We start from the raw sequence: 25,625 nt of genomic DNA, 5'->3' as shown, positions 1-25,625 counted from the left end.
AATTTATTAGGGCATAAGTTGTATTATTTGGCTTTATAGGGCTAATTAATATAATCACTGTCATTTTGTGATTTAGTTCTTTTATGGGTGTACATCTTCGCATCAGCTTTTGTTAGTAGCTGATCCAAATCACTCGCTTCATCTGGGAATAAGGCATAGCCAATACTTGCGCTAATTAAAAAATCGCCTTGCTCTGTAATGATAGGTTGTTCTATTGCGTGTATGAATCTATCAAGCGTATTTTCAATTTGCGTTTGCGATATACGGGTTTGTATATACATAACGACGAATTCATCTCCCCCCATCCGCGCAACACAGTCTTTCTCTCTTGCGGTTGCTTTTAAGCGATTTGCTATTTCTACTAACACTTTATCACCAATATAATGTCCATAGGTGTCATTAATTGGTTTAAAATTATCTAAATCAAAATATAAACAGCCAATTTGGTAACCCTTCAGCTTGGCATTTTTAAATTCGCTTTTGGCAAACTTCACTAATGAACTGCGGTTGGCTAAACCTGTTAAGTAATCAGTTTGGGCGAGTTCTAATATTTTATTTTTGGCGATAACACGGTCTGAAATATCGAAATTAATACCTATTAATTTATCTCCATAAATTCGACCGTCGGCATTGAGATAACGTACCTCACCATTAGGTAAGATCACTCTAAACTCTGCATGAAAATCTTCTTGGCACATTATAGCCCGAGTAAGGTTTGTTGAAATAGCTTCATAATCACCTGGATGAATAACTTTAGACCAAGATGAATAGTTCCCAGAAAAGTCTTCTTTATTAATGCCATATAATTTGAACATCCAGTCATCCCAAATTAATTGATTACTTTTAAAATTCCACTCCCATACTCCCATATGAGCAGCGTTAGCAGCCATAGACATACGCTGATGTAAGTTTTCAAGCTCAACTTTTGCAGCCCTTAGCTCAGTGATATCTTCGGATACTGCAAGTAAGAACTTCGCTTCATTATTATTATCTTTTATAGCTATTTTTCTGGTGCGCAGGTAATGGGTTTTTCCGTTTATAGTGATGGGTTCATCATTAATAGTTACGCATTGATCTGAGCTTAATGCGGCTCTATCAGCTTCACTAAAAAGTGTTGCTTCTTTGCTGACAAACAACTCAGCATCTTTTAAACCAATTAATGCTTCTTTATTTTTACCAAGTAGGGTTTCTGCGGCTTTATTGACATGCGTAATCGACAGCTCTTGAGCTTCTTTAACAATAAGTATATTAGGTAAAGTATCAAAGATGGTTTGGGTAAATGCTTCTTGGTTTTGAATATCAGTTAAGTCTTTGATCGTTGCAACAAAAGCGCCATTAACATTATTATCTATCGGGCTGAGTGAAAGCGTAATTGGGAAATTGCTGCCATTTTTTTTACAGCCTTGTAATAATCGGCTTTTACCGAGTAGCTCGGTTTGTTTTATTTTAATTTGCTTATGACTGAACAGGCTATGAAATTCACGGTGTGTTTTTGGTATCAAAAGTGTAATGTTTTTACCAATAAGTTCTTCAAGTGTATATCCAAACATTGCGACTGTTGCTGGGTTTGCAAACTCAATATTTCCTTGGTGGTCAAAGCTAATTACTGCATCTTGCACGGTATTTAATACCGCTTTCAATTTAGCTGATAATAAGCTTCGAGCTCTTAACTCCATAATACCTACTAGCAGTAAGCTCAAAACTATTAATACTAATATAATTACTTGTGCTAACTCTGGGTTACTATTTGCGGGGATATACACAGTTTGATTTGATTCGAACACATACATTGAAATCATACCAATATAGTGCATACCAGAAATCGCGCACCCCATTACCAAGGCTGATAATAAATTTGCATGAAGTGATATTGCAGTTCTGGTTTGGCGTAAATCATTAATTTTTAAAGCCAGCCCTGACAGCACTGCAGCCACTAATATGGATAATGAGAATAACCAAGGCTCATAGGTCATATGAGCGGGCATGATCATCGCCATCATGCCATAAAAGTGCATGCTACCGATACCAGCTGCCATTAATAGGCTACGTAGTAATAAGCTTTTTGCGCGGCCCAAGTCGGTAGAAATAACAATGTAACTGGCAAATACACTGGGCAGAATTGAATATAAAGTAATGGTTAAATCGTAATTAACCTCAACAGGTAATTTATAGGCTAGCATACCAACAAAATGCATCGCCCAAATACCCACCCCTAAAAAGCATGAGGATAAAAAAGTCCAAATCACAGCTTCATTTTTTAGCTGTGAACTTTTTATGCGAGCAGATAAAAGAAATGAAATATAGGATGCAAAAATAGCAATGAGAATAGACGTGAATACTAATAAATAGTCATACTGTGCAGTAATTTGCTCTGTGGTAAATGTACTTGGTGATACAAAGTGTAATTTAAGATGATGTATCAAAATGTTCCCTCATTATACCTTTTTGCGTAATCTACTAAGGCATTAACTAGTGTAGCTTAATTATTGCAGTTAGCCATTGAATTTCAATTTATATTTCGCTTAAGTTATTGAGTTGTATTGGTTTTGGTTACTTAGTACCACAAAGTTGGGTGCTGATTTAACAAACTGTCACACGGCTATACTTGATTAAAACACTAGGGTAATAGATAATCGCGCAATTAGAGGAATTGAGGGGTTTGGTATGTCAGAAGAGTTACCGATTAAATTTAGCGATGCTGCGGCTATTCGTGTTAAACAATTAATTGATGAAGAAGAAAATCCTGAGCTAAAGCTACGTGTCTATGTGACCGGTGGTGGTTGTTCTGGTTTTCAGTATGGTTTTACTTTTGACGAAAAAGCTAACCCAGGCGATTTAGAAATCGTAAAAAACGGGGTCACTTTAGTCGTTGACCCTATGAGTATTCAGTATTTGGTCGATGGCGAAGTTGATTATACTGAGGGCTTAGAAGGTGCTCGATTCTTTGTATCTAATCCTAATGCGACCACAACTTGTGGGTGTGGCGCTAGTTTTAGCGTATAACACATTATGTAAAGGCCGCTGTAAAGCGGCTTTTTTGTACCTGTACTATAAATGTTGCCCTAAGACTACTCCTTACCTATTATTACAACATACTTATGCACCGATACCAGATGCCTAATAAGGAAACATTGCGTTGAAAAAGCTCGTCCAACAATTAGAACAAAAGCCCTATATTCTTGCCTTAACCATTGTTTTATTGCTTTTGATTTGGATGAGCTCCGGCAGCTCGCAAGCGAGTGATGAAACAGCACCAACAGCCGCAGAAAAGGTTGCAAAAGTGCAAGTTGTTAAACTTGTGGCGCAAGACCTGAAAAAAACATTGTCGTTTTACGGTAAATCTCAGCCTGATAAGTTAGCTAAAGTGAGCGCTCGACAAGCTGGCGAAGTTGAAAAAATTTATGTCGAAGAAGGTCAATTTGTTAAACAAGGTGAACTAATATTAGAGCTTGATAAATCAGACTTAGATGCACAAATAGGCTCTGCAACTGCCTTATTAAAACAATACACTGCCGAATACGAAGGGGCGTTGTCTTTACGTGATCAAGGGTTACAAGACAGAGTACAAACCATGCGGAGTGAAGCCGTGCTTGCACAAGGGAAAGCGCGTTTAGCTGGCCTTGAGCTGCAACTTCAGCGTACAGAAATTCGCGCCCCATTTAGCGGCATCATTAATAAACGCATAGTACAAATTGGTGATTATGTTGGCGTTGGCGATGCTATTTTAGAGTTAGCGGATTTAGACCCTCTGGTAGTACGTGCAGATGCAACACAAAAAGAAATAGTGGGCTTAGCCGTTGGGCAAAGTGTGCACGCTCATGTACTCAATGATAAAACGTACCCTGGTAAAATTCGTTATATCGCTTCAGTCGCTGATGAAAATACCAATACTTTTAGAATTGAAGCTGCATTTTCAAACCCAAGTATGGCGTTTAAAGCCGGCTTTTCAACACAGCTTGATATTGAACTGCAATCGGCACCTGCAATGCTACTAAGTCCTGCTTATATGGCGCTCGATGATGAGGGAAATATTGGCGTCAAAATTATAGATGAAAATAACCGCGTTGTTTTTAAACGGGTGGAGCTGGCTAAGTCATCTGCGCAGGGAGTGTGGTTGTGGGGACTTGGTGACACTGCCAATGTTATTACGCTTGGTCAAGGCTTTGTGCGCGAGGGTGATATTGTTGAACCTGTGTATATTGATGCTGCAGATAAAACCGGCGAGTAACCGATGAAAAATTTAATTGAAGCGTCGCTTAACCATACACGTACAGTACTGTCTATATTCATTTTACTGCTTATTTCGGGGTGGGTGACCTATCAAAATATTCCCAAAGAGGCCAACCCTGATGTAACGATTCCATTTATTTATGTGTCGATTATTCATGATGGCATCTCCCCTGAAGATGCAGAGCGCTTACTGGTAAGGCCGATGGAAATTGAATTGCGCTCTATTGAAGGGGTCAAAGAAATGACTGCGGTGGCTAGTGAAGGCCATGCATCGGTGACACTTGAATTTATGGCGGGGATGGACCCTAAAGAGGCCTTAGCGGATGTACGTGATAAAGTCAGTTTAGCGAAAGCGAAGCTACCTTCTGAATCAGAAGAGCCTGAGGTTCATGAAATCCTAATGGAAGATGAGCAACCTACAATTACACTTACACTCTCTGGTGACTCACCTGAGCGAGGCTTATTAACTCTAGCGCGTAATTTAAAGGATGAGCTTGAAAGCATCAATAGTGTTTTAGAAGTTGATGTGGGAGGGGATCGTGAAGACATGGTCGAAATTGAGGTTGATCCATTAGCGATGATTTCATATGGCCTAGAACCTAACGATATTATTCAATTGTTATCTAATAATAACCGCTTGGTTGCCGCTGGAACTTTAGATACAGGTAAAGGGCGGTTTGCAGTAAAAATTCCATCTGTATTTGAAACTATTCAAGATGTTATGGAGCAACCGGTTAAAGTTGTGGGTGATAGGGTTGTACGCTTTATGGATGTGGCAAAAATTCGTCGCGCATATAAAGATCCTAGCTCTATAGCGCGTATTAATGGTCGCCAAGCAGTATCTTTAGAAGTTAAAAAACGTGCCGGTGAGAATATTATAGACACCGTAGCCCACGTTAAAGAGACTGTTAATCAAGCAAAAAAAATGTGGCCTGAGCACATAAAGGTAGATTACACCGGTGATATGTCTAAAGACGTGAAGGTGATGCTCTCAGATTTGCAAAATAATGTGCTCTCAGCAGTGTTGCTGGTGGTTATTGTTATCGTTGCAGTACTTGGCGCTCGCACTGCATTTTTAGTTGGTATTGCAATACCTGGCTCATTCCTAACTGGCATATTAGTGATCTCACTGTTTGGCTTAACCGTTAATATTGTGGTGTTATTTGCTTTAATTATGGCGGTGGGCATGTTGGTAGACGGCGCGATAGTAGTGACCGAGTTTGCTGATAGAGCCATGAGTGAAGGCAAGTCACGTAAGCAGGCTTACAAGATTGCTGCAGAGCGTATGGCATGGCCTATCATTGCCTCTACCGCGACAACACTTGCTGCATTTGCGCCATTAATATTCTGGCCGGGTATGATGGGCGAGTTTATGAAGTATCTGCCTATTACCTTAATTGCCACCCTAACGGCGTCATTATTAATGGCACTTGTTTTTGTACCAACGATTGGTGGTTTAATTGGTAAAACACGGCCTTTAACTACACAGCAAAAAAGTGATTTGATGCTTGCTGAGTCAGGTGACTTAACACAGTTATCAGGTTTTTCTGGACGTTATGTTCGTTTATTAAACCATGCAATTGACAAGCCTTGGTGGACCTTGCTCGTAGCGATTGTTTTTTCTGTTGCGGTATTTTTTGGCTATGGTGTATCAAAATTAGGTGTTGAGTTTTTTCCCGATGTAGAACCAAATGGAGTCAATATAAAGGTGCGCTCCTACAGTGATCTGTCTATTTATGAAAAAGACGTGATCATGAAAGAAATTGAAACCCGTATATTAGCGGTGCCAGGAATTAAAACTCTTTATGCACGCACCGGTGGTACGGATCAAATTGGCAGCTTTAGAATGAACCTGAAGGATTGGGATGAGCGCGCTCCGGCTGAAGATATCATAAGCCAGGTTAATGAAATTACAGCAAGCTTTGCCGGCGTAGAAATTGAGCTGCGAAAGGATGAGAATGGTCCCGGCGGCGGTAAAGCACTTAGTATCGAACTAAGCTCAAAATTTCCTGAAGTGTTAAATCAACAAGCTAATATTATTCGCCGAGCTATTGAAGAAGATGGGGCTTTTCGCAATGTAGACGATACAGCTTCAAAGCCCGGTATTGAATGGCAATTAAAACTAAACCGTGCAGATGCTGCGCGATTTGGTGCTGATGCTGCCATGCTTGGTGCAAATGTGCAGCTAATAACCAACGGCTTAAAGCTTGGTGAGTATCGCCCTGATGATGTTGATGATGAAATCGATATCCGTGTTCGCTTTCCTCATGATAAACGCGACTTAGGGCGTTTAGAAACATTACGTATCAAAACCATGCATGGACAAATACCCATCACGCATTTTGTTGAGCGTCATGCCGCGCCAAAAGTTGACACTATACGCCGAGTAGATGCTCATCGGGTTGTGACCATTAATGCTGATATGAAGGTAGGTGAGCAACTTGCAAAAGCCCTACCCCGATTACAGGCGCAATTAAAAGAGCAAGGTTTATTAGACCTTAGAGTTAAAATTAAGGTGCGTGGTGAAACTGAAGATCAAGATGAATCAGAAGCCTTTTTGAAAAACGCTTTTTTAGTGGCGTTATTTGTAATGGGTATAATTTTGGTCACGCAATTTAACAGCTTTTATCAGGCATTTTTAATACTCAGTGCAGTGTTATTTTCAACTGTGGGCGTGTTTCTAGGTTTACTGGTATTGCAGCAGCCATTTGGGGTTGTTATGTCAGGCATTGGCGTGATTTCGTTAGCCGGTATTGTTGTTAATAATAATATAGTATTGATCGATACCTACAATGTTTTACGACGTCAGGGACTAGCAGCGAAAGATGCCATTTTAAGAACAGGAGCGCAGCGTTTAAGGCCTGTGCTATTAACGACAGTGACGACGATTTTAGGCTTGATGCCGATGGTGCTACAAATCAATATTGACTTATTTAACCGTACTATTGATTTCGGCGCGCCTTCAACACAATGGTGGGTGCAATTAGCGACCGCTGTAGCTGGCGGACTCACATTTGCAACTGTGCTCACCTTAGTTTTGACCCCATGTTTACTGATGTTACGTGAGCGAAAAAGCAGCCAATAGTTTAAATCAAGTCACTCACTATTGGTGGGTGACTTGAATCATTAGAACAAAAAAGCCTAACACTAGGGCTGAAAAGCTTAAAATGTATATAAAGCCTTTTTTACCTTGTTTAATGGGTACGCCATTTTTCTTAAGAAAAAAGTACCAAACCAAGCAAAGTGCAATGGGTAATAAAAAAAGTAATCGGAACATAATAGCCTCTACTGCTTATATTTTACACTGTTTATATCTTAACTCATTAATATATAAGTTAAAAATAATTTATCTCAAAATAGGTTCAATTACATACATTATTTGATACATTAAAGATTGACGCATTATCGAGTATTTACTCTTTATTGTGCGTTACGCAATAGCTGTGTGTCATTTCACTTTGTACTAAAAATGGACCTAGACTAAGTTTTTTATGTCACAAGATTTGTTATAGCATATAATATACCCAAGAGTGAGACGGGCAAATTTCACTCTTGTATTAATTGAATTTTAAATCATCTAGTAGGAGATGTTTTTTATGATGGGTAAAACAGTTTCTTCGGAAGAAAACTCAAAATTGACAAAATGGCTTAAAGTAAAACGCCATGAAAAAGGTCACACAATGCGCAGCCTTGCACAAGTACTTGGCACGCCTCACTCTTTTGTTGGTAAAATTGAAAATCAAGAGCGTCGTTTAGATGTGATTGAATTTTTACGCTATTGCGATGCATTAGAAGTTGACCCGTATGAAGGGTTAGGATTATTAAAAGAAGATTAATAATTAATCTCTTTAATTAATTTTTATGTCAGTGCAAGGAAGCGCTTTCACAAATAAAACAACTAGTTACTTTGCATTTTTATGGTAGTTGTTCTCAAGTTCATAAAGCCTTTTCCTAATTAAGTATAAAAACACCAGCGACGGCAATACCATTAATGCTGTTAAAATAAAGAATAACGACCAGTTCCCACCCAGCCAATCATCAATAACCACTCCACTGTAGCTTGAAAGTAATGTTCTGCCTAAATTACCTAAAGACGCTAATAGCGCATAATGGGTCGCACTAAATGCCCTATCGCAAAGCATAGATATAAATGCCACCATAGCCACAAGTGACCAAGCTTGAGTAAAACCGTCAACAACAATAGCCATAGCATATAAATGCTCTTGTGGGCCTGCTACGGCAATCCATGAGAACATTAAGTTAGAGGCAGCCATAGCCACCCCACTTATAAATAAGCCCTTAACTATGCCGTATTTATGGTTAAAAATGCTGCCTAAAAAAGCAAATACAATAGTAATTAATCCTGTGCCTAGCTTTGAGTAATTCGCTATTTGGGTATTGCTAAAACCGACCTCTTTATAAAATACAATTGACATACGCGCTAAAAATGCTTCGCCAATTTTAAATAAGAATATAAAGGCAAGTAGGGCAAGCGCGGTCTTAACTCCGTTACGGGCAAAGAAGGTTCTAAATGGGTCTATTACTGTGACCGCTAGCCAGGCTACGACTTTAGCTGAATGTGAGTCTTGATGATTAGCAGCAAGCTTAGCTTGATAAATGCGCTCCAGTTCAGCATGGACTGCTTCGCGATTTGACTCAGGCTCTTTTGCCCAAAACACGCAGCTCATAAGTAAGAGCATTAAAGCAGCTAAAAAATAATAGACTTGTGGCCAATCAATAGTTGGAATATCAGCCATATAAAAAGGGATGGCACCCAGTAGGGCGTAACCGCTCCACCAACCAGAAGTTGCCATTGCCGCAGCAGCGGTGGCTTTATGGCTTTCACTTTCATCTAAAGTGTCAATCCGAAAGGCATCAATAGCGATATCTTGCGTTGCAGAGGCTACAGCGATAAGTAAACATAAAGCGGCGGCTATTGCGAGGTGTTGTGTGATATTTAGTCCTGCAAGCAGTACCACACCAAGTAAAATAAAGCTTTGGCACAACAAAATCCAGCTGCGGCGTTGACCAAGCCAGTTGTAAAGCAGGGGCAATTTAATGCGATCAACCAAAGGCGACCATAAAAAGTTAATGCTATAGGCACCAAATACAATACCAAACAGGCCAATCATGCTGCGGCTCAGGCCTTCGTCTTTTAGCCAAGCAGACATAACCGAGCCGATCAGTACCCATGGAAAACCGCTACTCATACCAAATATGAAAACGTTGATTAACCGTTTGTCTTTAAAATAAGAAAAATATTCAGTGATTGATAAGCTGCTTTTCATAACGCCTTCATTGGCAAAGAGGGAAAGATTAGGGCTTATTAAAACTAAGCCCCAATTAAAATTACAAAGGTGTAGGCTCTAACACGGCCATATTTAATATAACCACAGGGGTTTTAGGTACAAAGTCGTAACCAATTTTTTCATTAAAGCCGGTTTCAACTTGCATGATTTTATCTAGTGTTTCATAGCCGTCCATCACAGTACCAAATACCGCAAAGCCCCATTCACGGCCTGGATTTAAGTGGTCGTTATCATCCATATTAAAAAAGAACTGGCGAGTCCCTGAATGAGGTTGTCTATCTTGGTAAGCCATTGCGATACTATACATATCGTTTTTAGAGCCGTTACCGCTCTCGTTAAAGATTGGGTCGCCTTCATAAACACCCTCATAGTCTTTGTCATAACCACCGCCTTGAATCACAAAGTCGCGGTCGTTTTCCATATCACGTTCTACTCGATGAAATACGGTCCCTTTATAGCTGCCATCCATCACATAGGTCAAAAAGTTATTAACTGTAATAGGGGCTTTAGAACGGTCCATCTCAATGACGATTTTGCCCATAGTGGTAGTAATTTCAACGCGGGGGAACATGTTATTTTTTTGCACAAAGCGGCCTTCTGTAGCGGCCAGTAAGCTTTGGCTAATCATTAATAATGCACAAAATATAAAAAAACGTTTCATGTTTAACCTTCTAAAAATGCTAATAATTCAGGGTCTGATACCATGCGGGTAATTAACTGTTCAGTCAACTTATTAAGCTGACCTTCTATTTTAGCTCTATCGTGGCTAAGCGGGCCTTCAAGGTTTGCATTACCTCGGTAAATTTTTCTGAAGTTACTTGAACTTCGAATTACACGCACACCTAACTCTATTTTTGCACTACTTGAGTGAGTAACCATGGTTTCTGTAACCACCGCTTGCAGCGTATGTATATCTACTTCAAAGCGCGTTGTTGCTAAGTTTGAAATACTGGCACCATTTCGGCTCAAAGCACTATCTAAAATACTTTTAATGGATTCAGTTAAACCTTGGCTGGCAATAGTTTGTGTTTTATCTGATTTAATTAATTTAAGTGTTGCAGGGTCGCCACGTAAATCAATAACACTGGTACTAAGGCTTTGGCTAATTGAACTAACTTTACCACTTTGGTAAACCGGATTTAAGATCAATTGATTTGGTTGGCTACTGCTGCAGCCTCCTAGGGCTAACAAAACACAGCACGGTAAAATGTAGTTTTTCATTGCTATAGCATTCCATTATTTTTAGTTGCACTTAAAACGACAAACTTTTTATTTGAGCCAAGTAATTTGCAATTGCCAAACATGCGTTTTAGTTTGTCATGATAGTCCAGATGACGATTGCCAATGATACGTAATTCGCCACCATTTTTTAAGGTATCTTTTGCTTGTTTAAACATTTGCCAAGCAATGTGATCCGTCACAGCTTGAGCTTGGTGAAAAGGCGGATTACACAAAACGATATCAGCACTTTCACGTTCAAACCCGGTTAAACAGTCGTTTTCGATAAATGAACACTGTTCAAATTTATCTTCCATATTGAGTTCTACATTTAATCGTGCAGACTCCACTGCCATATAAGACTCGTCAACAAAGGTGACTTGGGCATTAGGGCAATGTGACAATGTCATTAAACCAATAACGCCATTGCCGCAGCCTAGATCAATAATATGCTTTGCTTTACTGCTTTGTGGTAAATAATTAAAAAAGAACCGCGCACCTATATCTAACGAGTCACGAGAAAACACATTTGCATGATTACTGATGGTAAAATCAGTGCCTTCCAGCGGCCAATTAACAGGAAAATCAGCCGCTTTATAGCCGCCTTTCGCTTGGCTGATAATTAAACGTGATTTTTTAACCGCTAAGCTGGTTTTAGTTTCACCAATATAGTGCTCAAACGCTTTAATGGTCGAATTGTGAATATCTTTAGTTTTACCTGCGCCAATCACGGGTGTACCTGGCGTTAACACTTCGCTGAGCTCTGATAGTTGGTATTGCATAAACCCGAGCGTACGTGGCACCTTCATAAGTACTAAATCAACGTTTTCAGGTAGCGCTGATAAACTGTCCAGTTGACTAAAATTCGCTGTGACAATTTTGTTCTCAGCTAAGTTATAAGCTGCGGCTTGATGACTAATATAAGAATCATTGACTGAACAAACTGTTAACCCTTGTTTACTAAAATAACAAGATAAAGCCCCAAAGCTGTCATTAAAAATCAGCAATGAGCGACAATCAGGGTAATGTTCAGTAACATAGTCAACGAGGTACTGATCAGCAGAATCCCATGCTTGTAGGCTGCGGTTTTTTTGATCTAGCGGAAAACGTTCAAGAGTAAAGGATGTATCGCCGAGCTGTGCTTGCGTGGTCATAATAGTTTAGTGATCAGTAATCAAATGATAGGTAAATTCTAACATGCAACGGCCAAACGCCAACCCCCAACAGTTACCAAATGGCTTTTCTTATCAAAGAAGGGCGCTTAGTGCGCAAAAAAGCCTCGATTTATTTTATCATTTACAGCAAAACTTACCTTGGCAACAACCCACCACCACAGTGTATGGCCGAACAGGGCCTATTCCACGGTTGCAATGCTTTATCAGTGATAATGACATTGAGTATGGTTATTCGCAGAGTAAATTAATAGTTGAACCATGGCCTTCGGTATTATTGGCTATGCGTCAACGCTTGGAACACCATTTACAGCAGCCTTTTAATTCTTTATTAGTCAATTACTACCGTGATGGCAACGATACCATGGGGTGGCATAGCGATGACGAAATTGAGCTGGGTGCAGAGCCCACAATAGTGTGTATTTCACTCGGTGCAGAGCGAGCACTTAAGTTAAAACATAAAGCTAGTAATAAGGTCAGTGAAATTAAGTTACACAGTGGTAGTTGTTTAGTGATGCATGGTCATAGCCAACGAGATTTTCAGCATGCAATAGCAAAACAAACCACCTTGGCTCACCCGCGTATTAGTTTGACGTTTAGGTATATAAAGCAAACTCACTAATTTTGTTAGCCAAGGCGCTTTGCAACTTGTTATAGTAATACAATGAATTAGTTATGAATCGGCCCTTTTATGTCAATGCAGCAACAAATACAAAGTAAAATTGCAGAAGCGATTGCTTGTAAACACCTTAACGTCGTTAACGAAAGCCACATGCACAGCCGTGGTGAAGATTCACATTTTAAAGTTATTGTCGTTAGTGAAGAATTTAGCGGCAAACGCTTATTGCAACGTCATCGTCAAATTAATGAAGTATTAAAAGATGAGTTGGCGAATCATATTCATGCGTTGGCCATTCATACTTTTACCCCCGAGGAGTTTAGTGAGCAAGAAGGCAATGTTGCCGATTCGCCAACCTGTTTGGGCGGTTCTAAATTAGATTAACGGCCAGGTCTGAGAGTTATAAATACTGATCAGACCTGTATTTTTACAATTAGCCTTTAAACTAGCGCTAATTTTTATTGAGATAGATATAGGATGATCAATGGTCATTAAGCCTAAAATTCGCGGATTTATTTGTACTAACGCCCACCCAGTAGGCTGTGCAGAGCACGTGCAAGAACAAATTAACTATGTAAAACAGCAAGGTGAACTTAAAGATGCGCCTAAAAATGTACTAGTTATTGGTGCGTCTACAGGCTATGGCCTTGCATCGCGTATTACTGCTGCATTTGGTGGTGGTGCTAAAACCTTAGGTATTTTCTTTGAAAAAGAAGGCACTGAACGTAAAACAGGTTCTGCGGGTTGGTATAACACGGCTGCATTTCAAAATGCCGCTGATGAAGCTGGCCTTTGGTCTAAAAATATCAATGGCGATGCGTTTTCAAACGAAATCAAGCAAAAAGCAATTGATACGATTAAAGCTGACTTAGGCAAAGTTGATTTAATTATTTATAGCCTTGCATCTCCTCGTCGCACTGATCCAAATACTGGTGAAACATATTCTTCTACACTTAAGCCAATTGGCGATGCGGTGACGACTAAAAACCTTAATACGTCAAAGCGTGAAATTGATGAAATAACAGTAGAAGCTGCAAACCAAGACGATATCGACAATACTATTAAAGTAATGGGCGGTGAAGATTGGGAAATGTGGATTGACGCCCTTAAAGAAGCTGACGTATTGGCTGATAACTTCAAAACCACGGCTTATACTTACATTGGTAAAGAGCTAACATGGCCAATTTACGGTCATGCAACGATTGGTAAAGCAAAAGAAGACTTAGACCGTGCCACCGTAGCCATTAAAGAGTCAACAAAAGCACTTAACGGTGAAGCGTATGTATCGTCACTTAATGCGGTTGTTACGCAAGCAAGTTCAGCCATTCCTATTATGCCACTTTACATTTCAGCATTATTTAAAGTAATGAAAGCCGATGGTACTTATGAAGGTACTATTGAGCAAATTCATAGTTTATTTACTGAGAATCTATATGGTGATTCACCACGTTTTGATGACGGCGGCCATTTATTCCAAAACTACAAAGAGTTGGAAGATGATGTTCAAGCGCGTATTCAAACTGTGTGGGATAGCGTAACCACAGAAACAATTGATGAACTCACTGATTATGTAGGCTATCACAATGAGTTTTTACGTTTGTTTGGTTTTGGTATCGACAGCGTAGATTACGAACAAGATGTAGAACCTGTTGCAGACATTGCAAACATGATTGACTAATTCTGTTTGTTAATTGAAAAAGTCGCTACGGCGACTTTTTTATTGCCTGTCATTTATTGTTAGGCTTATTTTCTGTTTAATTTTCATCCTTACTCGCGGGCAATTACACTTTGGTCTATATTGAATTTTATTCAAATGTGCCTATTGAGCTAAATTACTGCTCCTGTCGTATAAATTTCATATTTACACTCGCATAGTGACCCTGATTGGTGTTAAAATTCGGGCAATATATGTGAGGAGTTTTACTGCGTTGCTTGTTTTGTGTCTTAAACAGGCAGTTCTTTGATATCTTGAATTTGCTTGAATAGTCAAAAAGCGACGTGGTTGGTACGATTTTTCAGTTTCTTTCCGTTAATGTAGTGCAAGTGCGTATGATCAACATAAAAAAAGGTCTGGACTTACCCATAGAGGGCGCACCTCAGCAAGTTATTCATGATGGCTCAGCCGTCAAACGTGTAGCTGTGTTAGGTGAAGAGTTTATTGGTATGCGTCCAACCATGCATGTTCGTGTGGATGACCAAGTTAAAAAAGGCCAGGTACTTTTTGAAGACAAAAAGAACCCAGGTGTATTATTTACTGCCCCAGCTGCTGGTACAGTAAAAGAAATTAATCGTGGTGCAAAACGTGTGCTGCAATCTGTCGTTATTGAAGTAAATGGCAGTGAGCAAATCACCTTTGACTCTTTCAAGGCCGATGAGCTTTCAAGCTTAGACCGTGAAAAAGCCAAAGAAGTACTAATTCAGTCAGGCCAATGGACAGCACTTCGTGTTCGCCCATTCAGCAAGGTAGCGGCTGTGGATGCAAATCCTAGCTCTATTTTTGTGACGGCTATCGACACTAACCCATTAGCTGCAGATCCTGCGGTTATTATTGCCGAAAATGTGCAAGCATTCGAAGCGGGTTTAGCTGTGGTATCTCGTTTAACTGACGGTAAAGTATTTGTTTGTAAACAAGCAGGTAGCCAAGTACCTAGCTCATCAATCCCTCAAGTAGAAGTACATGAGTTTGGTGGCGTACATCCGGCTGGCCTTGTTGGCACACATATCCATCACTTAGACCCAGTATCTGCAAGTAAGCAAGTTTGGCATATTGGTTACCAAGACGTTATTGCGTTTGGTCACTTATTCCTTACTGGTGAAATCAACACAGATCGTGTTATTTCTCTTGCCGGTCCACGTGTTAAAAACCCTCGTTTAGTGAAAACTCAACTAGGTGCTGCACTGGATGATTTAGTTGCGGGCGAATTAGAAGACGGTGATAACCGTGTAATTTCTGGTTCTGTTCTAGCGGGTGCTATTTCTGCAGGTCCTCAAGCATTCTTAGGTCGTTACCATGTTCAAGTATCAGTTTTACTTGAAGGTCGCGAAAAAGAGTTGTTTGGTTGGATCCGTCCAGGTAGTGATAAATTCTCAGTGACACGTACTTTCTTATCTCACCTTGCACCAAGTCGTTTATTTAAAATGACAACGTCAACAGGTGGTTCAAAACGTGCCATGGTGCCAATTGGTAACTATGAGCGTGTAATGCCGTTAGATATCTTACCAACGCTTTTATTACGTGACTTAATCGCACGTGATTTAGATGGTGCTATCTCATTGGGCGCACTTGAACTTGATGAAGAAGATTTAGCGTTATGTACCTTCGTTTGTCCAGGTAAATACGAGTATGGTTCAATCCTACGCGATTGCTTGACTACGATCGAGAAGGAAGGCTAGAGAGATGGGTTTAAAGAAATTTCTAGAAGATATCGAGCCGCATTTTGAAGCCGGTGGTAAACATGAAAAGTGGTATGCACTGTATGAAGCAGCAGCAACGATTTTTTATACTCCGGGCTATGTAAATAAAGGCGCGACACACGTTCGTGACAACATCGACCTAAAACGTATGATGATTTTAGTGTGGATGGCGACGTTCCCTGCCATGTTTTTTGGTATGTTCAATATCGGTCATCAGGCCGCGGGTGCTCTAGCACAAGGTTTTGAACTAGCAAACTCTTGGCAAGTTGGTTTGTTCCAGTTATTTGGTGGTGAGTTAACCGCTAACTCAGGCTGGGGCGCTAAAATGTTTTACGGGGCATGCTTCTTCTTACCAATCTACGCAGTAACCTTTGCTGTGGGTGGTTTTTGGGAAGTATTATTTGCTTCGGTGCGTAAGCATGAAGTTAACGAAGGTTTCTTCGTAACGTCAGTGTTATTTGCGTTGATCCTTCCAGCAACGATTCCTTTATGGCAAGTAGCGTTAGGTATCACGTTTGGTGTAGTAATCGCGAAAGAAATCTTTGGTGGTACTGGCCGTAACTTCTTAAACCCTGCATTAGCGGGCCGTGCGTTCTTATTCTTCGCATACCCTGCACAAATTTCAGGTGACACAGTATGGACAGCAGTAGATTCATTCTCTGGTGCAACTATGCTAGGTCAAGCGTTTGTTGGTTCATTAGATTACAGCAACATGGCTCTTTGGTGGGATGCGTTTTACGGTTTCATTCAAGGTTCAGTTGGTGAAACTTCTACGCTTGCTATCCTAATCGGTGGTTTATTCTTAATCTACGTGCGAATTGCCTCTTGGCGTATCGTGCTAGGTGTGTTCTTGGGTATGGTTGCTACTGCATTCTTATTAAATGCAATTGGCTCTGACACTAACCCAGTATTTGCAATGCCTTGGCATTGGCACTTAGTTCTTGGTGGTTTTGCTTTTGGTATGTTCTTTATGGCGACAGACCCTGTGTCTGCAGCATTTACAGATAAAGCAAAATTCGCATACGGCGCACTAATTGGTGTGATGGTAGTAATGATCCGTGTAGTCAACCCTGCATTCCCTGAGGGTATGATGCTAGCAATCTTATTTGCTAACTTATTTGCACCATTATTCGATCACTTTGTAGTGCAGGCTAATATCAAGCGGAGGTTGGCACGTAATGTCTAGTAATAACGAATCAATCGGCAAAACGCTAACCGTTGTTGTAGCACTATGTTTAGTGTGTGCAATCATCGTATCGTTTGCTTCAGTTCAGCTTCGCCCATTACAGCAAGCTAACAAAACGCAAGATATTCAAAAAAATATCTTAGCAGCGGCAGGTATTGACGCAGTTGAAAATATCTCTGATACGTTTAACGCAAAAATCGAAGCACGTGTTGTTGACATGAGCACAGGTGAGTTTGTTGAAACTGACCCTAATAGCTTTGACTTTGAGAAAAGTAAATTCGACCAAAAAATTAGTGTTGCACTGAAAGAACAGGGTATCAAAGATATCGCCGGCATTCAGCGTATGACTAAAGAGTCGCCAGTTTACATTTCTAAAAAAGCAGACGGTTCTACAGATGCTATCATTTTACCAATCCAAGGTTACGGCCTTTGGGGTGTAATGTATGGTTTCTTAGCGCTTGAAAGCGATGGCGAAACGGTTAAAGATATTAACTTTTATAAGCACAATGAAACACCAGGCTTGGGTGGCGAAATTCAAAACCCACAGTGGACTGCAAGTTGGAGTGGTAAAGAGTTACCAATCAACATTGTAAAAAGTGGCGCTAAGAATGAGCATCAAATCGATGGCTTATCAGGTGCAACTTTAACGTCTAACGGTGTTGATCATGCAGTTGATTTTTGGACTGGCGAAAACGGCTTTGGTCCTTTCCTTGCGAGAGTACGTGAAGGAGCGTTGAAATAATGGCTGATACTAAAGAAATGAAGTCGGTTCTATTTGGACCGGTATTCGCAAATAACCCAATCGCGCTACAAGTACTAGGTGTTTGTTCTGCGCTTGCGGTAACGTCTAGCTTAAAAAATGCGTTAATCATGTCAATCGCATTGACATTGGTAACGGCGTTTTCAAGCTTATTTATCTCTATGATCCGTAACCAGATCCCGTCATCTGTTCGTATCATCGTGCAAATGACTATTATTGCATCATTGGTAATCGTTGTTGACCAAGTACTACAAGCTTTCTCTTATGCTACGGCAAAAGAGTTATCGGTATTTGTTGGTCTAATTATTACTAACTGTATCGTAATGGGTCGTGCAGAAGCATACGCAATGAAATCACCACCTATCATGTCATTCCTTGATGGCATCGGTAATGGTCTTGGTTACTCTGTAGTGTTACTGACTGTTGGCTTTATTCGTGAGCTATTTGGTAAAGGTACTTTGTTTGGCGCTGACATTATCCCTCTCGTACAAGATGGTGGTTGGTACCAACCTATGGGTCTATTGATTTTACCACCTAGTGCTTTCTTCATCATTGGTTTATTCATTTGGGTACTTCGTACTTATAAGAAAGACCAAGTAGAAGCGAAAGGGTAAGGGGCAGACAATGGAACATTATATTAGTTTATTCGTAAAAGCGGTTTTCATTGAAAACTTAGCGCTAGCCTTCTTCCTAGGTATGTGTACTTTCCTTGCAGTATCAAAGAAAGTAACAACGTCTATCGGCCTAGGTGTGGCAGTTATTGTGGTATTGGGTATCTCAGTACCAGTTAACAACTTGGTTTATCATGCGGTTCTTGCACCGGGTGCACTTGAGTGGCTTGGCTACCCTGAAGCAGACCTTAGCTTCTTACGTTTCTTGACTTTCATCGGTGTTATTGCAGCACTAGTACAAATTCTTGAAATGGCATTAGATAAGTTCTTCCCTGCACTATATAACGCGTTAGGTATCTTCCTACCATTGATCACAGTTAACTGTGCAATCTTTGGTGCGGTATCTTTCATGGTAGAGCGTAACTATAACTTCGGCGAGTCTGTTGTTTATGGTATCGGTTCTGGTGTAGGTTGGGCGCTAGCAATTACATTACTTGCTGGTATTCGTGAAAAAATGAAATATTCAGACGTGCCAGACGGCCTGCGTGGTTTAGGTATTACCTTCATCACTGTTGGTTTAATGGGTCTTGGCTTTATGTCATTCTCTGGTATTTCACTTTAATAGGTAGCGAGGATAAATCATGAGTTATGAGATTTTCTTAGGCGTTGGTGTTTTCATCGCTATCGTTGTACTACTAGTTTTAGTCATCATTGGTGCTAAATCTAAGTTAGTTGCAAGCGGTGACATCATCATCGGCGTAAATGGCGATCCAGATAAAGCCATTAAAACATCAGCAGGTAGTAAGCTATTAGGTGCACTATCTGAGTCAGGTATTTTCGTATCATCTGCATGTGGTGGCGGTGGCTCTTGTGGTCAGTGTCGTGTACACATCAAAGAAGGTGGCGGCGATATCTTACCAACAGAGCTTGATCACATCTCTAAAGGTGAAGCCCGTGAAGGCTGCCGTTTAGCGTGTCAGGTAAATGTTAAAAATGACATGGAAATTGAACTTGAAGAGTCAATTTTCGGTGTTAAGAAGTGGGATTGTGAAGTTATCTCTAACGATAACAAAGCAACCTTCATCAAAGAGCTTAAGCTACAAATCCCTGATGGCGAATCAGTACCGTTCCGTGCCGGTGGTTACATTCAAATTGAAGCCCCTGCGCACCACGTTAAATACGCTGATTTCGATGTACCTGAAGAGTACCGTGGCGATTGGAACCATTTTGGTTTCTTCGACCTAGAGTCAAAAGTAGACGAAGAAACAATTCGTGCTTACTCAATGGCTAACTACCCGGAAGAAGAAGGCATCATCATGCTTAACGTGCGTATCGCTACGCCGCCGCCAAGAGATTTAAGCTTACCTTGTGGTAAAATGTCATCGTACATTTGGTCACTTAAAGAAGGTGATAAAGTGACTATCTCTGGTCCATTCGGTGAGTTCTTCGCAAAAGAAACTGATGCTGAAATGGTATTCGTAGGTGGTGGTGCTGGTATGGCGCCAATGCGTTCACATATCTTTGACCAACTTAAACGTTTGAACTCTAAGCGTAAGATGAGCTTCTGGTATGGTGCACGTTCTAAACGTGAAATGTTCTACGTAGAAGATTTTGACGGCTTAGCGGCTGAAAACTCAAACTTCGTATGGCATACAGCACTTTCAGATCCACAACCTGAAGATAACTGGGAAGGCTACACTGGCTTTATCCATAACGTGTTATTTGAGAACTATCTTAAAGATCACGAAGCGCCGGAAGATTGTGAGTTCTACATGTGTGGTCCTCCAATGATGAACGCTGCTGTTATCACAATGTTGAAAGACTTAGGTGTTGAAGACGAAAATATCTTACTAGATGATTTCGGTGGCTAACACTGATACCAAAACAGTTTAGTTTTGGTTAGAATATCAGCCTCGTAGCAATGCTTGTTACGAGGCTTTTTTATATCAAATTTAAAGTAGGCTGCCATGAATAGAGTTTTTCACCCGCAGGCATTAATTGCCTTATTTATTCTTACCTTCACTTTACTCATAACGGGCTGTGGTCAAAGTGATGAACCGCAAGAGCTTTATCTTGAAGGTAAAACCATGGGTACGACTTATCACATCAAAGTATTTGCCCAGCAAGAAAAACTCGACACACTTAATTTACTGCCAGAAATCACAGAGCTGTTAAAAGGCATTAACTTATCAATGTCGACTTATATTAAAGAGTCTGAGATTAATCAATTTAACCGCTTAGCTGCTGGTGAAGTCATGCCAATTAGTAGTGACTTTAGAGCGGTGGTGAGCGAATCAATTCGCCTAGGGGAGTCAACTAAAACCCTTGATGTGACAATGGGACCTTTGATTGATTTATGGGGTTTTGGTCCTGATAAAAAACCAACTAAGCGTCCATCCGATGACGCATTAGCTAATATGATTGCTAAAATTGGTGTTGATAAATTAAAACTGACAGAGCAAGGCTTAGCAAAAACGGTTGACGGCTTAGAGCTTTCGTTTTCTGCCACTGCAAAAGGCTATGGTATAGATAAAGTTGCAGAGCTATTAGAAAGCCACGGTTTAACAAATTATATGGTCGAGATCGGCGGTGAGCTACGTATCTCAGGTAAAAAGCCTAACGAACAGGATTGGCGCATAGCGATTGAGCAACCTGATGCAGAGCCAGGCACACGCAAAGTACACCATATTTTAGCGCCTGGTAACAATGGCATGGCAACATCGGGTGATTACCGTATATTTTATGAAATGGATGGTGTGACTTACAGCCATTTGATTGATCCAGTCACCGGTATGCCGAGTCGCCATGATCTAGTATCAGTAACCGTATTACACCCGTCAGCCATGACCGCAGATGGCCTTGCTACTGCTTTGACTGTAATGGGTATGGAAAAAGCTCAAGCCTATGCAGAAAAAAATGACTTAGCGGTCTATCTAATAGCTAAATCGAAGGATGGTTTAGTGACTTATTCGAGCCCAGCATTTAAACCCTATTTGTAGCAGAGCACAAAGCGGTTTATAATACACACAGCTTGATGGTTAGCATCAAGCACTTTTTAATTGCTGAACAATAGGGGCTAAGCAATGTCACTTTTTCTTCTTACTTTTGGTTTACTTATTTTAATTGTCGCAGCAATGGCCATTGGCATTATTATGCAGAAAAAATCTATGGCGAGCAGCTGTGGTGGCCTAGGCTCAGTAGGTATTGATAAAGCTTGTGATTGTGACGACCCATGTGACAAGCGTAAAAAGCGCATGGAAAAAGAGCAAGTTTGGAAAGAAAACCAAATTTTATAATCTCGATAAACTAGAGTAAAAAGCGCCCTTCCCATTGGCGCTTTTTTTGTATCTTTTAAGAGCCAGGGTTAATGAAACCATTTACAACTAAGATTTATCTATTGCGCCATGGCGAGCTGGAACAAAAAAATGTTCTGGCTGGGCAGAGTGATTTTTTATTAACTAAACAAGGCTATCAACAGCTACAAGATACTGTGTCTCAGCTTGGTGATATTACAGCGATAACTAGCTCTCCTTTAATGCGTTGCCAGCATTTTGCTCAAGCACTTGCAAAAACTCGACAGTTACCACTTAGTATTGAAGCAGCGATTGCAGAGTATGATTTTGGCGATTGGGATGGGCAAAGCTATGAAGCACTTTGGCAACAAACTTGCTCACCAACGATTGGTGATTTCTGGCAAACTCCTTGGCAATCAACGCCACCCAATGGTGAGTCAATGAGTGAATTTTATTCTCGAGTTGAAAATTGGTGGCGGCAATTGTTAGCGACAATAACGACACAAAATGCAGGTGCGCATTTAGTCATAACCCATGCTGGCGTTATTAAACAAATATTAGCATTTGTTTGTCAGCTCCCGCGTGAATCAACTATTAGCCATAATGTGTTTTCAATCCCTTACGCTGGCTATGTATGCATTGAGTTGTATATTGATGAAAAGGGTGAACCCTGGCCGAAAATTGCTTTCTGATATAATTTAGCCATCTAGAAAGATATTAATTGAAATATAAACTCACCTGCTCATAATAGAGGGGTATTTAGGAATGAGGTGCAAGTCCTCAACTGTTCCCGCAACTGTAAGTCACTTCAGTGATAAGTCAGATACTAAATACGTTACAATCAACTTAAATAACTGAGCGGGTTAACTCACTTTTACGCAAGCATAATGTTTGTGCTGACTGCATGGGGTTTCGCTTACAAGCAGAGATAAACATTGCAGACATCAATACCACTTCTCACAGTCAACGATTTATCATGGGCTGTTGCTAATACATCAATTCTTAAAAAAATAAATATCAGCATTGAGCAGGGGCAATTTGTCGGTTTGCTAGGGCCTAATGGGGCAGGTAAGTCGAGTTTACTGCGTTGTCTTTATCGTTTTTATAAGCCAAGCCAAGGCCAAATTAGACTTGCAAGCCAAGATATCTGGCAATTGAGCGCTGATGATTTTGCTAAGCAAGTTGCCGTGGTCTTGCAAGAAACCCCCTCGCAATTTAATCTATCTCTGTATGATGTTGTCAGTCTAGGGCTCACTCCTCATAAGCGGTTATTTAGTGCGACTACAAATGGAGATAAGCAACTTATTCTGCAAGCAATTAAGCAAGTCGGGCTAACAGAGCACACTAACCAAGCATTTGACTCGCTCTCCGGTGGTGAAAAACAGCGTGCTCTAATAGCTCGTGCCATAGTGCAAAAGCCGCAACTTTTAATTATGGATGAGCCAACAAGCCACCTTGATGTTAAGTATCAAATTCAATTGATGGAATTAGCTAAGTCGCTCGGTGTGACAGTACTGGCATCGTTTCACGATTTGAATTTAGCTGCGAGCTTATGTGACGAATTATTAGTAATCGGTCACGGCGAAATAGTTGCATCTGGCAAGCCGCAGCAGGTGATAACCGAGAAAATGCTGAGTGATGTATTTGGTGTGTGTGCACAAGTATCAACTCACCCGCAAAGTAAAGCGCAACCCATTCCACATGTAACGTATTTTTATGGTTATCAATCAGGAGAGCTCCATGCCACTGAAAAATAACCTGTTACTTCCACTAAGTATTGTATTAAGCGTACTCAGCATTTTTGCTGCATTGAGTTTTGGTGCGGCCCCGACAAAATTTATTGATGTTTATAACAGCGTAATAGGCCACTTGTTTATGCAGGGTAATGATTCGTTTGTTGAACGGCTCATTTGGCAGTTACGTTTGCCACGAACTTTACTGGCATTTTTAGCCGGCTCTGGGTTAGCAATTGCAGGCCTCATTTTACAAACCGTCACCCGTAATCCATTAGCCGATCCGTATTTATTTGGTATTTCATCTGGGGCTTCATTCGGTGTGGTGTGTTTTATTACCTTTACGGGTATTAGTGCTGGGTTTTCAATGTCGTTAGCGGCTTTTGTTGGCAGCATGATGACCATGCTGGTTCTCATGTTTATTGCTGGGCGTAAACGCTCGAGTCAGGTTGAAACCATGTTGTTGGCAGGTGTTGCACTATCATTTTTATTCAGTGCATTGACCAGCTTACTTTTGTATTTTAGCGATCCGCAAGCTATTACGGCGATTTTGTTTTGGACGTTAGGTAGTTTTGCTCGAGCGCAGTGGCAAGCATTAATGTTGCCCGCTTTAATCATTCTTTGTTGCATGGCGTTGTTAATGAGCTTTCGGCGTCAGCTCAATGCCATGCTACTCGGTGATGAAAGTGCAACAACGCTTGGCATTCCAGTGCAGCGCTTTCGCTTATTAATGTTGCTGTTAAGTTCGTTAATTACAGCGCTCTTGGTGGCGTTATGTGGCGGGATTGGTTTTGTGGGTTTGATGATACCCCATATAGTGCGTTTTTTCGTATCCCAAGGAACCTTAACAGGCCTTGCGATGACTGCACTGGTTGGTGGAGCATTTATGGTCTGGGTAGATGTACTGTCACGTATTGTGATGAGTAATCAAGAGCTACCAATCGGGGTGATCACCTCGGCGATTGGCAGCGTGTTCTTTTTATCGTTATTGTGTTTTCGCAAAAAGGTGTATTAATAATGTTTGCAATAAAACCATTAAACCCGCAATTTGATGCGCTTATCAGCGATAAAATAAAGCAAAAGACCAAGCCACTTGGCGCACTCGGTTTACTTGAGCCTTTGGCACAACACTTAGTGAAAATCCTGAGTCAGCAGATTGAAAATGAAGACGAGTTTTTAGGTTTTCAGCCAATGATAAATCAACCTACATTGATAGTATTTGCTGGTGATCATGGTGTAGCTGCACAAGGCGTATCTATCGCGCCTAGTGAAGTAACAGCGCAAATGCTCGCTAATTTTGTTGCTGGCGGTGCGGCCATTAATGTATTTTGTAACCAGCTAGGTTGGCAGCTTGAAATAGCTGATTGCGGTACTTTAACTAAAGTACGCAACGCGGGTATTCGTGATTGCCGTTTAGGGGATATCACCGAGCCGCTTAATCAACATAGGGCTATGAGTACTGAGCAGGTACAGCAAGGGTTTAGTAATGCTAAACAACTTGTATTAGAGCTTAAAAGTAGTGGCTGTAATACCCTGGCCTTGGGTGAGATGGGCATAGGCAACACCACCAGTGCAGCCGCTATTATGGCGGCTATGCTTGAACTCCCTGCCAGTGAATGCGTGGGTAAAGGCACCGGTGTGAGTGATGAGGTGGTTGCTCGTAAAGTAAAGGTTGTGGAGCAAGCGCTGCTTTTACACAAAGCTCAGCTAGATAACCCAGTCACATTACTTGCCGCACTTGGAGGCTTTGAAGTAGTGCATATTGTGGGTGCTATGCTCAGTGCTGCTGAACAGCAAATGGTGGTGCTTGTTGATGGTTTTATTTGTACTGCGGCAGCTTTAGTTGCGATTGCAATTAACCCTGATGTAAAAGCCTATTTAATTTTTGCACACAGCTCAAACGAGCAAGGCCACTGTAAAATGCTAGCCCATTTGGAAGTTAGAGCCTTATTGCAACTAGAGCTACGCTTAGGTGAAGGCACCGGCGCAGCATTAAGTTTACCTTTGTTGCAAAGTGCACTCGGCTTTTATAATAAGATGGCAAGCTTTGCAGATGCCGCTGTAGATGACGTGGTGTAAC

Annotated in this window: 24 protein-coding genes and 1 riboswitch; of the genes, 19 read left to right on the top strand and 5 right to left on the bottom strand. The window is 40.8% G+C overall.

What is annotated here, in order from left to right:
* Positions 1 to 41 precede the first annotated feature (41 nt).
* Complete coding sequence (locus NQT69_RS08755; protein ID WP_256827274.1) at positions 42 to 2,423, bottom strand: diguanylate cyclase; 2,382 nt, start codon at positions 2,421 to 2,423, stop codon at positions 42 to 44.
* 241 nt (positions 2,424 to 2,664) lie between these two features.
* Between NQT69_RS08755 and erpA the strand changes: the two genes are divergently transcribed.
* The 4 genes from erpA to NQT69_RS08735 all read left to right on the top strand — a co-directional run bounded on the left by erpA (position 2,665) and on the right by NQT69_RS08735 (position 8,066).
* Positions 2,665 to 3,003 (top strand): iron-sulfur cluster insertion protein ErpA, encoded by a 339-nt coding sequence (gene erpA, locus NQT69_RS08750; protein WP_099294890.1) that lies wholly within the window; start codon positions 2,665 to 2,667, stop codon positions 3,001 to 3,003.
* A 133-nt stretch (positions 3,004 to 3,136) separates the two neighbouring features.
* A complete protein-coding gene (locus tag NQT69_RS08745; RefSeq protein ID WP_256827272.1) occupies positions 3,137 to 4,228 on the top strand; it encodes an efflux RND transporter periplasmic adaptor subunit in 1,092 nt (363 codons plus the stop codon).
* 3 nt (positions 4,229 to 4,231) lie between these two features.
* Positions 4,232 to 7,315: an efflux RND transporter permease subunit gene (locus NQT69_RS08740; RefSeq protein WP_256827270.1), complete on the top strand. Its 3,084-nt coding sequence runs from the start codon at positions 4,232 to 4,234 to the stop codon at positions 7,313 to 7,315.
* A 511-nt stretch (positions 7,316 to 7,826) separates the two neighbouring features.
* Entirely contained in the window at positions 7,827 to 8,066 is a 240-nt protein-coding gene (locus tag NQT69_RS08735) for a helix-turn-helix domain-containing protein (RefSeq protein WP_256827268.1), read from the top strand.
* Positions 8,067 to 8,132: 66 nt separating this feature from the next.
* Here the strand turns inward: NQT69_RS08735 and NQT69_RS08730 are convergent, their stop codons facing one another.
* The 4 genes from NQT69_RS08730 to NQT69_RS08715 all read right to left on the bottom strand — a co-directional run bounded on the left by NQT69_RS08730 (position 8,133) and on the right by NQT69_RS08715 (position 11,911).
* A complete protein-coding gene (locus NQT69_RS08730) occupies positions 8,133 to 9,518 on the bottom strand; it encodes an AmpG family muropeptide MFS transporter (RefSeq protein WP_256827266.1) in 1,386 nt (461 codons plus the stop codon).
* Between the two features lie 61 nt (positions 9,519 to 9,579).
* Positions 9,580 to 10,200 (bottom strand): peptidylprolyl isomerase, encoded by a 621-nt coding sequence (locus NQT69_RS08725; RefSeq protein ID WP_256827264.1) that lies wholly within the window; start codon positions 10,198 to 10,200, stop codon positions 9,580 to 9,582.
* A gap of 2 nt (positions 10,201 to 10,202) precedes the next feature.
* Positions 10,203 to 10,760 (bottom strand): YajG family lipoprotein, encoded by a 558-nt coding sequence (locus NQT69_RS08720; protein WP_256827262.1) that lies wholly within the window; start codon positions 10,758 to 10,760, stop codon positions 10,203 to 10,205.
* Between the two features lie 2 nt (positions 10,761 to 10,762).
* Positions 10,763 to 11,911: a methyltransferase gene (locus NQT69_RS08715; RefSeq protein ID WP_256827261.1), complete on the bottom strand. Its 1,149-nt coding sequence runs from the start codon at positions 11,909 to 11,911 to the stop codon at positions 10,763 to 10,765.
* Positions 11,912 to 11,954: 43 nt separating this feature from the next.
* Here NQT69_RS08715 and NQT69_RS08710 point away from each other — a divergent pair, with 43 nt between their 5' ends.
* The 15 genes from NQT69_RS08710 (at position 11,955) to cobT (ending at position 25,624) form a co-directional block, all read left to right on the top strand.
* Positions 11,955 to 12,551: an alpha-ketoglutarate-dependent dioxygenase AlkB family protein gene (locus tag NQT69_RS08710; protein WP_256827260.1), complete on the top strand. Its 597-nt coding sequence runs from the start codon at positions 11,955 to 11,957 to the stop codon at positions 12,549 to 12,551.
* Positions 12,552 to 12,620: 69 nt separating this feature from the next.
* The gene (locus NQT69_RS08705) at positions 12,621 to 12,932 is read left to right on the top strand and encodes a BolA family protein (RefSeq protein ID WP_256827259.1); all 312 of its coding nucleotides are present in this window, start codon (positions 12,621 to 12,623) and stop codon (positions 12,930 to 12,932) included.
* 100 nt (positions 12,933 to 13,032) lie between these two features.
* Entirely contained in the window at positions 13,033 to 14,226 is a 1,194-nt protein-coding gene (gene fabV / locus NQT69_RS08700) for an enoyl-ACP reductase FabV (protein WP_256827258.1), read from the top strand.
* 371 nt (positions 14,227 to 14,597) lie between these two features.
* Positions 14,598 to 15,941 (top strand): Na(+)-translocating NADH-quinone reductase subunit A, encoded by a 1,344-nt coding sequence (locus tag NQT69_RS08695; RefSeq protein ID WP_256827257.1) that lies wholly within the window; start codon positions 14,598 to 14,600, stop codon positions 15,939 to 15,941.
* Positions 15,942 to 15,945: 4 nt separating this feature from the next.
* Complete coding sequence (locus tag NQT69_RS08690) at positions 15,946 to 17,148, top strand: NADH:ubiquinone reductase (Na(+)-transporting) subunit B (RefSeq protein WP_256827256.1); 1,203 nt, start codon at positions 15,946 to 15,948, stop codon at positions 17,146 to 17,148.
* On the top strand, positions 17,141 to 17,890 hold the full coding sequence (locus tag NQT69_RS08685; protein WP_256827255.1) for a Na(+)-translocating NADH-quinone reductase subunit C: 750 nt from the start codon (positions 17,141 to 17,143) through the stop codon (positions 17,888 to 17,890). Before NQT69_RS08690 ends, NQT69_RS08685 begins: the two co-directional genes overlap by 8 nt.
* Complete coding sequence (locus NQT69_RS08680) at positions 17,890 to 18,522, top strand: NADH:ubiquinone reductase (Na(+)-transporting) subunit D (protein WP_099294880.1); 633 nt, start codon at positions 17,890 to 17,892, stop codon at positions 18,520 to 18,522. The genes NQT69_RS08685 and NQT69_RS08680 overlap by 1 nt, the downstream gene beginning before the upstream one ends.
* Before the next feature lie 10 nt (positions 18,523 to 18,532).
* On the top strand, positions 18,533 to 19,141 hold the full coding sequence (gene nqrE, locus NQT69_RS08675) for an NADH:ubiquinone reductase (Na(+)-transporting) subunit E (protein ID WP_016708692.1): 609 nt from the start codon (positions 18,533 to 18,535) through the stop codon (positions 19,139 to 19,141).
* Between the two features lie 19 nt (positions 19,142 to 19,160).
* The gene (nqrF, locus tag NQT69_RS08670; protein ID WP_256827252.1) at positions 19,161 to 20,390 is read left to right on the top strand and encodes an NADH:ubiquinone reductase (Na(+)-transporting) subunit F; all 1,230 of its coding nucleotides are present in this window, start codon (positions 19,161 to 19,163) and stop codon (positions 20,388 to 20,390) included.
* 96 nt (positions 20,391 to 20,486) lie between these two features.
* Positions 20,487 to 21,518, top strand: coding sequence for an FAD:protein FMN transferase (locus NQT69_RS08665; protein WP_256827251.1), 1,032 nt, complete (start codon positions 20,487 to 20,489; stop codon positions 21,516 to 21,518).
* 84 nt (positions 21,519 to 21,602) lie between these two features.
* On the top strand, positions 21,603 to 21,815 hold the full coding sequence (gene nqrM / locus NQT69_RS08660) for a (Na+)-NQR maturation NqrM (protein ID WP_256827249.1): 213 nt from the start codon (positions 21,603 to 21,605) through the stop codon (positions 21,813 to 21,815).
* A gap of 71 nt (positions 21,816 to 21,886) precedes the next feature.
* Positions 21,887 to 22,504, top strand: a complete 618-nt coding sequence (locus NQT69_RS08655; protein ID WP_256827248.1) for a histidine phosphatase family protein — start codon at positions 21,887 to 21,889, stop codon at positions 22,502 to 22,504.
* A gap of 20 nt (positions 22,505 to 22,524) precedes the next feature.
* A riboswitch (cobalamin riboswitch) is annotated at positions 22,525 to 22,661 on the top strand.
* 86 nt (positions 22,662 to 22,747) lie between these two features.
* Complete coding sequence (locus NQT69_RS08650) at positions 22,748 to 23,569, top strand: ABC transporter ATP-binding protein (RefSeq protein WP_256827246.1); 822 nt, start codon at positions 22,748 to 22,750, stop codon at positions 23,567 to 23,569.
* Positions 23,553 to 24,560: a FecCD family ABC transporter permease gene (locus NQT69_RS08645; protein WP_256827245.1), complete on the top strand. Its 1,008-nt coding sequence runs from the start codon at positions 23,553 to 23,555 to the stop codon at positions 24,558 to 24,560. The genes NQT69_RS08650 and NQT69_RS08645 overlap by 17 nt, the downstream gene beginning before the upstream one ends.
* 2 nt (positions 24,561 to 24,562) lie before the next feature.
* Positions 24,563 to 25,624 (top strand): nicotinate-nucleotide--dimethylbenzimidazole phosphoribosyltransferase, encoded by a 1,062-nt coding sequence (gene cobT, locus NQT69_RS08640; RefSeq protein WP_256827243.1) that lies wholly within the window; start codon positions 24,563 to 24,565, stop codon positions 25,622 to 25,624.
* The last annotated feature ends 1 nt before the right edge of the window (position 25,625 follow it).

It is taken from the genome of Pseudoalteromonas shioyasakiensis, assembly GCF_024518675.1.
Lineage (GTDB): Bacteria > Pseudomonadota > Gammaproteobacteria > Enterobacterales > Alteromonadaceae > Pseudoalteromonas > Pseudoalteromonas shioyasakiensis_B.
The sequence above is the reverse complement of the archived record's forward strand: the minus strand, read 5'-3'. Positions and strand labels throughout refer to the sequence as shown.

What these genes read in the sequence shown, in the direction of transcription:
- NQT69_RS08690 (WP_256827256.1), top strand. Translation starts at nt 15,946, where the DNA reads ATGGGTTTAAAGAAATTTCTAGAAGATATCGAGCCGCATTTTGAAGCC.
- NQT69_RS08705 (WP_256827259.1), top strand. Translation starts at nt 12,621, where the DNA reads ATGTCAATGCAGCAACAAATACAAAGTAAAATTGCAGAAGCGATTGCT.
- nqrF (WP_256827252.1), top strand. Translation starts at nt 19,161, where the DNA reads ATGAGTTATGAGATTTTCTTAGGCGTTGGTGTTTTCATCGCTATCGTT.
- NQT69_RS08720 (WP_256827262.1), bottom strand. Translation starts at nt 10,760, where the DNA reads ATGAAAAACTACATTTTACCGTGCTGTGTTTTGTTAGCCCTAGGAGGC.
- nqrE (WP_016708692.1), top strand. Translation starts at nt 18,533, where the DNA reads ATGGAACATTATATTAGTTTATTCGTAAAAGCGGTTTTCATTGAAAAC.
- cobT (WP_256827243.1), top strand. Translation starts at nt 24,563, where the DNA reads ATGTTTGCAATAAAACCATTAAACCCGCAATTTGATGCGCTTATCAGC.
- NQT69_RS08680 (WP_099294880.1), top strand. Translation starts at nt 17,890, where the DNA reads ATGGCTGATACTAAAGAAATGAAGTCGGTTCTATTTGGACCGGTATTC.
- NQT69_RS08725 (WP_256827264.1), bottom strand. Translation starts at nt 10,200, where the DNA reads ATGAAACGTTTTTTTATATTTTGTGCATTATTAATGATTAGCCAAAGC.
- NQT69_RS08645 (WP_256827245.1), top strand. Translation starts at nt 23,553, where the DNA reads ATGCCACTGAAAAATAACCTGTTACTTCCACTAAGTATTGTATTAAGC.
- NQT69_RS08685 (WP_256827255.1), top strand. Translation starts at nt 17,141, where the DNA reads ATGTCTAGTAATAACGAATCAATCGGCAAAACGCTAACCGTTGTTGTA.
- NQT69_RS08715 (WP_256827261.1), bottom strand. Translation starts at nt 11,911, where the DNA reads ATGACCACGCAAGCACAGCTCGGCGATACATCCTTTACTCTTGAACGT.
- nqrM (WP_256827249.1), top strand. Translation starts at nt 21,603, where the DNA reads ATGTCACTTTTTCTTCTTACTTTTGGTTTACTTATTTTAATTGTCGCA.
- NQT69_RS08665 (WP_256827251.1), top strand. Translation starts at nt 20,487, where the DNA reads ATGAATAGAGTTTTTCACCCGCAGGCATTAATTGCCTTATTTATTCTT.
- NQT69_RS08655 (WP_256827248.1), top strand. Translation starts at nt 21,887, where the DNA reads ATGAAACCATTTACAACTAAGATTTATCTATTGCGCCATGGCGAGCTG.
- NQT69_RS08735 (WP_256827268.1), top strand. Translation starts at nt 7,827, where the DNA reads ATGATGGGTAAAACAGTTTCTTCGGAAGAAAACTCAAAATTGACAAAA.
- NQT69_RS08695 (WP_256827257.1), top strand. Translation starts at nt 14,598, where the DNA reads ATGATCAACATAAAAAAAGGTCTGGACTTACCCATAGAGGGCGCACCT.
- fabV (WP_256827258.1), top strand. Translation starts at nt 13,033, where the DNA reads ATGGTCATTAAGCCTAAAATTCGCGGATTTATTTGTACTAACGCCCAC.
- NQT69_RS08740 (WP_256827270.1), top strand. Translation starts at nt 4,232, where the DNA reads ATGAAAAATTTAATTGAAGCGTCGCTTAACCATACACGTACAGTACTG.
- erpA (WP_099294890.1), top strand. Translation starts at nt 2,665, where the DNA reads ATGTCAGAAGAGTTACCGATTAAATTTAGCGATGCTGCGGCTATTCGT.
- NQT69_RS08710 (WP_256827260.1), top strand. Translation starts at nt 11,955, where the DNA reads ATGCAACGGCCAAACGCCAACCCCCAACAGTTACCAAATGGCTTTTCT.
- NQT69_RS08730 (WP_256827266.1), bottom strand. Translation starts at nt 9,518, where the DNA reads ATGAAAAGCAGCTTATCAATCACTGAATATTTTTCTTATTTTAAAGAC.